This window comes from Clostridioides sp. ES-S-0005-03 (assembly GCF_020658455.1).
Taxonomy (GTDB): Bacteria; Bacillota; Clostridia; order Peptostreptococcales; family Peptostreptococcaceae; genus Clostridioides.
Genome location: NZ_JACVWI010000003.1, coordinates 26,497 through 38,828, shown reverse-complemented (window position 1 = coordinate 38,828; position 12,332 = coordinate 26,497). Strand labels below are relative to the sequence as shown.

Below are 12,332 nucleotides of genomic sequence, written 5' to 3'. Positions count from 1 at the left end.
ATCCTCCCTCAGTTAATTGAATAAAAAAATTTATTTATTAATATTATAGCATAATTTTGTCTAATTATAAGTTTATTTTGAAAATTTTACCATTCCCAATCTATTCCAATCCCTCTATCTTTTGCTTTATCATATATTCTTTTCGCTGTTACGACATCTTGTACACCTATTCCGACACTTTTAAACACAATTATTTCGTCATCATTTTCTCTCCCGGAAATAGTTCCATTTATAACATTTCCCAAATCACCATTAAAATCAGCTTTGCTTATTTTACCTTCTTCTAGAGGAATTAATATATCTCCTGATTCTGATAAAACTGCATCTGTTGATTCAAAAAATATCTTAGATGCTCTAGTTAAACAAGTTGGACACATCTCTTGCATATCTGGTAAGTATGAACCTACAGCACTCACTAATGCTCCCTTTTTAACCAAATTTCCATCAAATACTGGTTTTTTTGATGTTGTTGCTAAAACTATTACATCAGAATTATCTATGGCTTCATCAGATGACTCAGCTGCAACTATTTTAGTATTATATTTACTTAGCTTTAAGTTCATCTCTTTTGCAAATTTTTCTCTACTTTCTTTATTTCTACTGAAAACTCTTACTTCATCTAAATTTCTAGCTTCTAACATAGCTTCAAGTTGTGACTCACCTTGTCCTCCCAAGCCTATTAAAGCCCCTATCTTAGAATCTTTTTTGGCTAAAACATCTATAGCTGCACCAGATGCTGCACCAGTACGAACTTGAGTTATATAAGTACCATCTAAAGCAGCACATACTTCTCCAGTCTCCCCATCTAATAATAATACTGTTGCTGGAATTACTGGTTTGCCTTTTTGAGCATTTTTAGGGAATACAGATACAATTTTTATTCCTGCACACCCTAAGTCCTCTACATATCCTGGCATAAATAACATACTAGCATCCTGACTTGGAACTGGTATATTAGTTCTCAAAGGAGTTACACTTTTTCCTTCACAATAAATTCTAAAAGCCTCTTTATCAGCCTCAATTGCGTCTCTCATAGTAAATACTTTTTTTATGTCGTCTTTTTTTAAAAGTAGCATTTTATATACCCCCAATTTTAATAAGTTTCTATGCTAGATATTATAACATAACATTTTAATACAAATTCTATTTCATATTAAATAAATATATTTCAAATTAAATAATCCTATTTCATATTAAACAAATCTACATACTCCGATTTTAACATATAGCTTATTAGTTTTTTGTTTATTGAAAATTCTGGTATTCCTGCTGCATATGGAGTTATATCGTATAAATCAAAATATATAACTAAGTTATCATCTTGCAAATAAAAATTTTGATTTTCTTTTATCCCTTTAAAATTATATATTCCTACATTTTCTTTATCTTTCTTTTCTAAATCAGTTATTTGTTGTTTAATTTCCTCATCTATAACTTCTTTATATTTAGTATTATCTTTAAATAGGTCCATTAATTCTAAAAACTTCCCTGTTCTCATATCTACATTATAAGCTATATCTTGATAATAACCATGTGCTCCACCACTGTAAGTATAATATCTTACCTTTATACTAAGAGCAGAATCAGTATTCTTTTTAAGTTCAAAGTCTACATTTGCAACAAATTTATTTTCTTCATCAGGATTATCTTTAAGGTATTGTTTTGCCTCTTTATACGATTTGTTATAAAATTCAAATATATCATTTTTTATTCTATCATTTGTAGACCTTTCAACAATCTTATTTGAATTTGTTATTATAGGCATATTTATAGTACTTTCTATATATTCATCATTTTTCACTATTGTCTTACTTCCTATTGTACTTACTGATAAAGTTTGTTTACTATTTGTAGTATCTTTTGGCAATGATTGATTACTCATAACGCTTACAGCTTCTTTGTCTTTATTTAGATTAAGTAAAGCATCTTTCCCCAAATTATTATATCTATAGTCATGTTTAATTGCTAAAATAGCTATTATAGTCAAGGATAAAACAAACACATATCTTAAAACTCTAGCTTTCGTATTTACTTTAAAAAATTTCATCTTATTATTTTCCTCCTAAATATAAATCTCTCTTATTATATTTGGAGTTTCTAGGGTTTTTTATCCATATAATTTAATAAAAGATTAATTTTTATTTATAAAAATTAATCTTTTTCTTTTCAAATATTAAGATGACTTATCAGACAACTTGAAATTTTATCAAGTGGTAATTGGATTACAACAGAACCTCTATCAAATGCTACCATTGGCATTCCATATACAATGCAAGAATTTTTATCTTGCCCAATTGTAAATGAACCTTTCTCTCTCATTTTCAAAAGTCCAGTTGCTCCATCTGAACCCATTCCTGTAAGTATTATTCCTACTGAGTTTTTACCTGCTACTTGTGCTACTGAATCAAACAAAACATCTACAGATGGACAATGTCCACTTATTCTTTCACCTTCTTCACAAGTTACATAATACCCATCTTTATCTAAATGTAATTTCATTTGATATCCACCAGGTGCAATAAGTACATTTCCTTGCTCTACTCTATCATTATTTTTAGCTTCTCTTACATTCATAATACACTGCTTATCAAGTCGTTGTGCATACATCTCAGTAAATATAGCTGGCATATGTTGAGCTACAACAACCCCTGGTGTAGATTTTGGTAAGTCTTTTATAATCTCAAGTATTGCTTCTGTTCCACCTATAGATGCGCCTATAGCAATGACCCTGTTATTAATATTTTCCACATTACCGCCCCCACAAAATCATATATCTAAAATATTCTTCTATTTTTTATAAACAGCAGGTTTTACATAGTCGTATTCTGTATTTCTTCTATTTACTATCTCTGCATGACCTACAAATAAAAATCCATCTTTTTTAGTTACATCATAAAATTTATTTATAAGCTCTTCTTTTGTTTTTAAATCGAAATAAATCATAACATTTCTACAAAAAATCAAATCAAAAAGTTGATGTGAGAAATCTTCAATTAAATTGAATGGTTTAAAAAATACACTTTTTCTAATCTTATCACAAACTTTAAATGTACCATCTTTATTATCTATGAAATATTTTTTCTTCCATAATTTTGGAACATTATCAACATTTGCTTCTGTGTATACAGCTCTTTTAGCTTTTTCAAGTGAATTCATTGAAATATCTGTGGCTATAATTTTAATATTCCACAGGTCTTTCCTACTCCCAAAATAATCATCTAAAGTCATAGCTATTGAATATGCTTCTTCTCCACTAGAGCAACCTGCACTCCATATATTTAAGTTTCTGAGTTTATTATTTTCTTCCCAAAAAGGAAGTATATTATTATACATATACTCAAAATGCTGATGTTCTCTCATAAAAAATGTATGATTTGTGCTCAACCTATTTATTAAATTTATAGCTTCATTTCCTGTCTTATCTCTAAATAATAGGTTCATATATTGACTAAAAGAACTAAACTTTCTCTCTCGCATTGTATTATATAGTCGTCCTTCAATTAATACTCTTTTTTTGCTTAAATCAATTCCGTACTCTTTTTTTATATAGTTTCCAAGAATTTTAAATTCTTCATCAGTGAGTTTTATCATACAAAAAACTTCCTCCTGCCAATTTATCAAAGCTAATTACATGCTGTCAATTAGAAACTTTCGAATATCTAAAATTAGTATAGACTTATCTCCAACTTTTACAATCTCTTTTATAACTTTATTTATATTTATGTTGTTAGAAATAGTTGTCTCTAGTAAGTTTAAGTCATCTATAAGAACGACATCAACAACTTTATCTACAATAATTCCAACTTGATACTCATCAATTTTTATAATTATTATGCATGTTCTCTCATTATAATCAACTTCAGGAAGATTGTATCTAATATGCATATCAATAACTGGTATAATTCTTCCTCTCAAATTAATAACTCCATTTATATAATTTGGAAGACGTGGTACATATGTTATTGGTTGAAACCTTATAGTCTCAATTACATTTTCTAATTCTATTCCATAAATAACATCATTAACATAAAATGTTAATACTTGTTTTATAATATCATTTGTAGACATACTTTAAATCCCCTAATATATTTCCATAATGTTATCTGCATCTATAATCAGACTTATACTTCCATCACCAAGTATTGTGCATCCTGAAAAACCATTGTTTTTCATATTAAATCTGTTAAAATAAACTGGAAATGGCTTTACTACAACCTGTTGAGTTCCTATTATTTCATCCACAAAAATACATACTGCTTTATACTCATTTTCTATGATTATCATATTTCCATTTACTAATTCAGTTATATCTGTATGAATATCATATATTTTATGCAATCTTATAATAGGAATACATGCTCCATATATTGTAATTAATTCTGTTCCACTACCATCTTTAATTACTTGGCTTAAATCTGCAAGTTTAAATGTACTTCTTATTGATGATATTGGCAAAGTAAACATCGAGTTTCCAACTTTGAACTCCATACCTTCTACTATAGAAAGTGTCAGTGGTATTTTTATAGTAAATGTTGTTCCTTCATCTTTTATACTTTTTACACCAATTGAACCACCAACTTTTTCAATACTTTTACGAACAATATCCATCCCTACTCCTCTACCAGAAAATTCAGTTATAGATTCCTTTGTAGAAAATCCTGGAGTCATAATTAAAGAGTTAATTTCATCATCAGTATATTCATTAATTTGATGTTTAAGAAGACCTTGTTCTTTAGCTTTTTCCAAAATCTTATCTTTCATGAGACCTCTGCCATCATCTGAAATACTTATGACAGCTTCTCCGCCTAAATTTTCAGCAGATAAAATTATAGTTCCTATTTCTTTTTTACCCTTAGATATGCGTTCATCAGCAGGCTCTATTGCATGGTCCATAGCATTTCTTATAAGATGCATAAATGGTTCTGCTAAATTATCCATTACATTTTTATCTACTTCTGTTTCATTTCCTATAGTTACTAGTTCAACATTTTTATCTAATTTTTTATTCATGTCTCGTACAATTCTATGCATTTTTTGAAATACACCTGCAATTTTAACCATACGCATTGACATTACTATATCCTGCAATTCATCTGTAAGCTTATGTAATTGTCTGGTTGCTTTATTGAAATTATCTATATCAACACCTTTAGAATCTACACTATTTACAACCATTGATTCCATAATTACAATTTCTCCAACTATATTTTGAAGTAAATCTAGTTTTTCTAAATTTACAGTCATAATATTTTGTTTACTTATAGGAAGATGCTCATTTCCTTCAATTAAAACATCTTGCTCTAAGTCAATTTTCTCATTTAAGACACTTTCTTGTAATGCACTTTTTTCTTTTACAAAATTATTTTCATCTTTAGAATTTGTCTCCAAATTAGTTTTTGGGTTTTTCACCAACATATCATCCTGTTTTTCACTTGTATATATATCATCTTTATCAACATTTGAATACTCTTTTACATATAGATTATCTTTTATTGTTTTATAAATTATGTTTTTATCATCTTTAGCAATAAATTGTATATAAAATCCATATTTTTTAATATATTCTGCTGTACCTGTATTCTTTTCTATGTCTTCAGGATAAAATGCTAGAAATTCACAGTAATCTTGCAATTCAAATGTAAGCATAAAAGCTCTTACATTTTCCATCATACAATCTTGTTCAAAAACTATTTTGACTATGTCTGAACCTTCCTTATATGAAAAATTTAAATTATTTATTTCTTTTTCGTATGTGTCTTCTAAGTTCAACTTATCTTGTAATTTTGTAGAACTTGATAGTTCTAGAGTACTTACATAATCTTCAATATCTTTTATAAAGCTAGAGCAATCAGAAGTTGTACAATCTCCTGATTGTAATTTACCAATATCATATTTTATAAAATCTAATGCTTGAAAAACTAAATCAAACAATAAATCATTATCTATAATCTCTATTTTTCTTTCACGTATAATATAAAATAGGTCTTCTACACTGTGTGCTAAAGCAGACATATTATCTAGACCCATCATAGAAGCTGAGCCTTTTATTGTATGCATAATTCTAAAAGTTTCATTAATATTACTGTCGCTAAATATTCTTTCTTTTTCTGTCTGAATCATAATTTCATCTAATTGCTCAAGTAATAGACTTGTCTCAAATATAAACATATCTAACATTGGTCTCATACTTGGTTCAATGTAATTCATATTTATCACCTACAGTCGACAAATAAATTTCTATTTTTTCTTATATATAATATTCTATAATCTAAATCCACGATGATTTTCTTATCTCACTTTCTTTTAGATGAAATTTTTCTACTAATTCTTTTAAAATTTGTGCTTGAGCAGACATTTCTTCTGAAGCTGCAGCACTTTCCTCTGCTGTTGCAGAGTTCATTTGAACTACTATTGAAATTTGCTCTATTCCAGATAAAATCTGTGTAATTGCTATCTCTTGACTATGCACAGATGAAGAAATTCCATTAATATAATCAGTAGTTTTTTCTACACCATTTACAACTAAGTCTAATGCTTTTGCAGTTTCTTTTGCAATTTTGACACCATTTTCCACTGTTTTAATAGCTTCTTCTATAAGAATTGCTGTGTTTTGAGCTGCTTTAGCACTTTTTCCAGCCAAAGACCTAACTTCATCTGCAACAACTGCAAATCCTCTACCATATTGGCCTGCTCTTGCTGCTTCAACGGCTGCGTTTAATGCAAGAATATTAGTTTGAAAAGCTATCTCATCTATGGTTTTGATTATCTTTGATATTTCATTTGATTTTTCACTTATTGCCTCCATTGATGTCATCATATCATCCATACATCTACTTCCAAAACCAACTTGTAATGCTGATTGGTCAGATACTTCACATGCAAGACTAGCACTATCTGCACATTGCTTAATTCCATCAGATATTTCATTAATTGTAGAGGCTAATTCTTCTACTGAACTAGCTTGTTCAGTAGCACCCTGCGAAAGAGCTTGTGCTCCTGCTGCTACTTGTTCTGATGCACTTGCAACTTGCTCAGCTGACAGATTTATTTCATAGAAATCATCATTAAAAGAATTTATTATACTTTCTAATGATGTTTTGATTGATTTAAAATCTCCTATAAATTCTTGTTCTATGTCTATTCTTAAATCCCCTTTTGCAATGCTAGTTAATGTACTGTCTATAAGGTCTATATAATTTAATAACATATCTTGCATCTTTTTGACAGAACTTACTAACATTCCTATTTCAGATTTACTTTCTTCAACATCTATACTTGTTCTTAAATCACCCGATGCAATTCTTGAAAAATGTTTTTCTACTTTATTAATAGGAATTACTATCTTTAGTTTTATTACTGCATATTCTATTATTGTTAATATGATTAATAGTGAGAGTATAAATATCGTTCTTAGTATCAAACTTTGTAATTCTTTTTTAACTTCTACAATTTCAGAATTTGAACGAGTAACTACATCCTCTTGAAATTCATCTATTAAAGAATCCATTTTTTCCTGAGATTCTACATATTCGCTACTAAAAATTATACTTTGAGCTAAGCTCTTGTCATTACTTTCAACTGCATTTATAGCACTTTGTTCTTTTGGTACCAAAGAATCAGATATCTCCTTAGCTTCCAAAATTTTATTTGACTCAGTCTTTGTAAGACCAATTTTTTCAAGTTTATTTAAAGCAGATTCTCTTGTTTTTCCATATAGCTCTTTTTCATAGACATCTTTATCCTTTTTTTCACCTGTAAAAACATACCTTCTTAACATGTCACAAACTTCTCTTGTTGTGTCTTTTATATACTGACTTTCATTTCTCAAATTGTTCATGTCATTGATACTTTTTTCCACTTTTTCAAATGCTTTATAAGATGAAATTGAAGAAAAAATGCCTGCCATAACAGCTAGTACTATAATAATTAGCAATACTATTGCCAATTTGGAAAGCTTTACTTCTCTTTTCATATCTATACTCCTTTATAAAGTAAGTTTATCAAGATATCAATCTATATCTTCTTTAGTCCATTCATTGTACTTACTACACTGCAATCTTTTCCTAGATTTTTTCCCTCGTACATTGCCTTATCTGCTAGGGATATATTTTCTTCTAATGATATGTTTGAGTTTACCTCTACTACTCCTAATGTAATAGTACACTTTATTTCATTTCCTTTATAGTTAAATTCAAATTCCTTTATTTCTTTGCGAATTCTCTCTGAAAGTATTTTTGCCCCTTCTATTGAAGTATTAGTGAGCATTATCAAAAATTCTTCTCCACCCCATCTTGATACAGTATCAATTTGTCTACAATTCTTTTTAATTATACTTGAGATTACTGTTAGCACAAAATCTCCTGCTTCATGACCATAAGTATCATTAATAACTTTAAAATCGTCAATATCTCCAAGAATAAGAGATACTGTTTCATGACTATATCTATTAATTTTTCTTTGTTCCATAAGCTGATTAATTATATGACGTCTATTGTAAAGACCTGTTAGATAATCCCTTACAACTAATCTATTTAATTTTTCAAGAGAAGATTCCAGTTCATTATTTATTTTTCTTAATTTATCTTGAGATTTTTTGACTTCAATATGAGCCATAACACGAGCTTTTAATTCTGTCATACTAAAAGGTTTTACCATATAGTCTATTGCTCCTACTCCAAAACCCTTTACTACATCTGTATCTGTATTTTTTGAAGTTATAAAAATTATAGGTATATCTTCTGTACGAATATTAGATTTGAGTTCTCTACACAATTCAAATCCAGAATTGTCTGGCAAAATTATATCAAGCAGAATAATGTCTGGTGTACACTCTTTAATACACTCTTTTGCTTCTATTGCATTAAATGCTTTTATGACTTTAAAATTATCTTTTGTAAGTGTTTTATCTATTAAATCGCACATTAGAACACTATCATCAACAACTAAAATTGTTCCTTGTTGCTTATTTTCCATATCCAAACCTCTCTTAAACATAATATATTCAAATTTTAATAATTTAAAATTCTTACACTTAATAATTATACCACTATAGTTCTAAATGTTCTCATTATAATATAATTACAATGTCACTAAATTATATATCTGTGTTACATGATAGTTTAATTGTATTTAAAAAGCAATTCATCTATCAAAAGTTCTTCTCCATCAGTCAAAAGCTTCTTCAAATCTAACAAGGTAATTATTTGATTGTCTATCTCTCCAATACCACTTACAAAATAATCTGAATATTCAAGAGTAACCCTTGGTGGAGGTGATATCTGATTTTCTTCTAAATCTATTATCTCCTCAACTTTATCAACCATAAATCCCACTACTAAATTTTCCAATCCGGCTATTACTATATATACATAATCAGTAGTATTTAAATTATTTTTCCTCAGTCTCAAATGCATATCTATTATCGGGATAATTTTTCCCCTCAAATTTATTATTCCTTTTGAATAGGTTGGAAGTTCTGGAATAAATATGATTTCCTGATTCCCAACAATTTCTATGACTTTTTCAAGTTCAATACCAAAGTTCTGTTCGTCCATTTTAAATTTTAGGTACTTAATCCCCTCATCTACTAACTCATAACCTAAATATGGGTCATCTGGAAATCTCATTTAATACCTCCCCCTTAAATATCTTCTAAATAAAAATAATCTATATTTTCTTCTTTCCTTTATTTATTGAGTCTACAATTAAATCGCCTGTCTCAGTATAAAAGCGTATTGTTCTTCCATAATTCATTCCTGTATCTTCTGCTATTATTGGAATTTTTAAGCTTAAAAGAGTTTTTTTTACTGCTTCAACATTCCTATACCCTATGCTTGCAATTGATGAATTACTATTTCCTAAAAACATCTGGGCTCCTCCAGCTATTTTTGCTTTTATATATGTCCTATTTGCACCTATATGCTCCATAGACTTAATAAGTTCCTTTATTCCTGTGTCAGCAAATTTATATTTATTTTCAATGTGAATAGCATCTTTACTATATGGCAACATAACATGTAACATTCCACCAATTCCTGCTGTTTTATCTATTAAACATACTCCTACACAAGAACCAAGTGCATAAGTAACCAAAACATTTGGTTTATACACTATTTTCATGTCTGCAATATTTACTACTATCTCTCTACTCATACTGATAATCCCAATCTTACTAATATGTCTTTAAGCGAGTCCATTTCTGGAATCATCAATATGTGGCTAATAAAATAATTATCGCTATTTTTAAATTTATTTTCTATAAATAAAATTTTGTCCCCAACATCAGAAAATCTTATCATAGGAACATTCAACACAGCTCCGACCATATCAATACACATATCTGGAACCGAAATACTTATGTTCATGTTTAGCATAGATGCAATAGCATTTACATAAGAACTTGCCATAATATTTCCTATTTCTTTGATTGCAGAAATTTCAATACCTGTAATTTCGTCTAAGAAAGCTTCATCTTTATTAAAAAGAGAATTAAGCATAAGTTTAGTGATTGATTCATCCAACAAAAACATAAACATCCCATTAATATCGCCTTTCATATCAAGTAGAATGCATACAACCTTGTTTTCTGGACCTCCAAGTAAATTTGTAGCTTCATTATATTTAAGTATCTTGACCATGGGTATTAATACTTCTATCTTACTATTTATCATGGATGCAAGTGCAGTAATTGCATTCCCAGAGCCTATATTACCAATTTCTCTAAGAGCATCTATATGAATATTATCAAGTTGTGAATAATTTATAATATAAACCCCTCCCTCTATTGTTACATTTATGTATTTTTACTATATAAAGGTGTATTTACAGCCTTTATTTTAAGGCATTATTTACAACTTTAACCAATGTTTCTGTTTTAAATGGTTTTACTATAAAATCTAGTGCTCCAAGCTTTATAGCTTCCACAATCATATTTTCTTGCCCTATTGCAGAACACATCACCACTTTAGCATTTGAATCCAACATTTTTATTTCCTTTAATACCTCTAGACCATCTTTTTTAGGCATTGTAATATCAAGTAATGTCAAATCAGGCATTTCATCTTTAAACATATTATAAGCTTCTTCTCCATCACTTGCTTCTACTAAATTCTCGTAGCCACTTTTACTCAGAGCTTCTTTAATCATCATTCTCATAAAAATAGCATCATCTACTATTAAAATTTTATTTTCCATAAAACTAACTCCTCCATACTTGTAACAATAAATGCTATTATTTTTCAGTCATTGTTTATACTTACTGACTATTTTGCCTACATAATAAATACATTTCATCTATAAATAAAAGTACATATTCATGCTATACTATATTCAACTTTATTAATACAGTTTATAAATTAAAAAACTTATATATCTATTGTAATATATGTTTTGCATTTTGACGAGTTATTAAAAACATAATCACATAAAAACGTAAAAAACACAAAAACGTAAAAAGTTGTCAAAAACCAATTATATAGATATATAATAAATTGAAAATATTTATATAATATACATCTATTATCGGCTGAACTATAATTAAATTTATATCCTATTATTAATTAATAAATTCTTACATATTGCTAAAGGAAGATTTAAATTATGAACAAAATATTGATTATAAACGATTATAGATAATTTTGTGAACTATTCAAAAATTGTATACTTAAATAAATCACAATATTATCACTTTTAAAGATAAAATAAAAATTGGGAGTGTATAGTACACTCCCTCATGATTATCAACTTGTTTATTCCTATAATAAGTTTTATATATTAAAATTTATCAATGAATTTATCTTATTCCAATGTAAATATGAACTTCTTGCTTATTCATATCATATGTATTATTTTGATATTCTTCAAAATCACTTATATAAGTTCTATCAAAATCCATTTTCCAAAACTCAAACCAGAATTCTCCTACTGACTTTTGTATATCTCCTGTTATAGTGAATTTTGCATATTTACCACCTGGTATAACTTTGCTTATAACAAACTCTCCACAAATACCTTTTTCATTAAATTCACTTAAGTTGTTGTCCTTATCATCTTCACTATTTACTTCACAACATGCTACAAAGTTATATGGATTTGTAAAATCACCTTGATAGTCTGTATATAAACCTATTGTTTTATCATTTTTTTTACCTTTTATAGCATTATAGATACCCTTCCCCATAAAGCTTTTCCATAATTCACCTATGTCTTTTACTGCTTGTCCGTTGTTATTTGTAGTTTCTTTTGATACACCCACAACTATTTTTTCACTTATATGTACTATTTCATAATCCATACTTTATACCTCACTTTAGCTTTATTGATTGCTTTTGATT

General features: G+C 28.2%; 13 protein-coding genes. All 13 read right to left on the bottom strand.

Annotated features, from left to right (window positions below):
• Positions 1-86 precede the first annotated feature (86 nt).
• Positions 87-1,076, bottom strand: a complete 990-nt coding sequence (locus IC218_RS12895; RefSeq protein WP_227824625.1) for an ornithine cyclodeaminase family protein — start codon at positions 1,074-1,076, stop codon at positions 87-89.
• Positions 1,077-1,183: 107 nt separating this feature from the next.
• A complete protein-coding gene (locus IC218_RS12890) occupies positions 1,184-2,047 on the bottom strand; it encodes a DUF3298 and DUF4163 domain-containing protein (protein ID WP_227483649.1) in 864 nt (287 codons plus the stop codon).
• Positions 2,048-2,166: 119 nt separating this feature from the next.
• Positions 2,167-2,748, bottom strand: a complete 582-nt coding sequence (locus IC218_RS12885; RefSeq protein WP_227483650.1) for a CheB methylesterase domain-containing protein — start codon at positions 2,746-2,748, stop codon at positions 2,167-2,169.
• Positions 2,749-2,787: 39 nt separating this feature from the next.
• Entirely contained in the window at positions 2,788-3,591 is an 804-nt protein-coding gene (locus tag IC218_RS12880) for a CheR family methyltransferase (RefSeq protein WP_227483651.1), read from the bottom strand.
• A gap of 36 nt (positions 3,592-3,627) precedes the next feature.
• Positions 3,628-4,068, bottom strand: a complete 441-nt coding sequence (locus tag IC218_RS12875) for a chemotaxis protein CheW (protein WP_227433632.1) — start codon at positions 4,066-4,068, stop codon at positions 3,628-3,630.
• A 12-nt stretch (positions 4,069-4,080) separates the two neighbouring features.
• Positions 4,081-6,207, bottom strand: coding sequence for a chemotaxis protein CheA (locus tag IC218_RS12870; RefSeq protein ID WP_227824624.1), 2,127 nt, complete (start codon positions 6,205-6,207; stop codon positions 4,081-4,083).
• Between the two features lie 61 nt (positions 6,208-6,268).
• A complete protein-coding gene (locus IC218_RS12865; RefSeq protein WP_227433634.1) occupies positions 6,269-7,972 on the bottom strand; it encodes a methyl-accepting chemotaxis protein in 1,704 nt (567 codons plus the stop codon).
• Between the two features lie 41 nt (positions 7,973-8,013).
• On the bottom strand, positions 8,014-8,973 hold the full coding sequence (locus tag IC218_RS12860; RefSeq protein ID WP_227433635.1) for a diguanylate cyclase: 960 nt from the start codon (positions 8,971-8,973) through the stop codon (positions 8,014-8,016).
• A 146-nt stretch (positions 8,974-9,119) separates the two neighbouring features.
• Positions 9,120-9,626, bottom strand: coding sequence for a chemotaxis protein CheW (locus IC218_RS12855; RefSeq protein ID WP_227483652.1), 507 nt, complete (start codon positions 9,624-9,626; stop codon positions 9,120-9,122).
• A 40-nt stretch (positions 9,627-9,666) separates the two neighbouring features.
• Positions 9,667-10,152 carry a chemotaxis protein CheD gene (locus IC218_RS12850; RefSeq protein WP_227433637.1) on the bottom strand — a complete coding sequence of 162 codons (486 nt, stop codon included), beginning with the start codon at positions 10,150-10,152 and terminating at the stop codon, positions 9,667-9,669.
• A complete protein-coding gene (locus IC218_RS22230) occupies positions 10,149-10,733 on the bottom strand; it encodes a chemotaxis protein CheC (RefSeq protein WP_227824789.1) in 585 nt (194 codons plus the stop codon). The genes IC218_RS12850 and IC218_RS22230 overlap by 4 nt, the downstream gene beginning before the upstream one ends.
• Before the next feature lie 97 nt (positions 10,734-10,830).
• Entirely contained in the window at positions 10,831-11,193 is a 363-nt protein-coding gene (locus tag IC218_RS12840; RefSeq protein WP_227433638.1) for a response regulator, read from the bottom strand.
• A gap of 598 nt (positions 11,194-11,791) precedes the next feature.
• Positions 11,792-12,292, bottom strand: a complete 501-nt coding sequence (locus tag IC218_RS12835) for a GyrI-like domain-containing protein (RefSeq protein WP_227824623.1) — start codon at positions 12,290-12,292, stop codon at positions 11,792-11,794.
• Between the last annotated feature and the right edge of the window lie 40 nt (positions 12,293-12,332).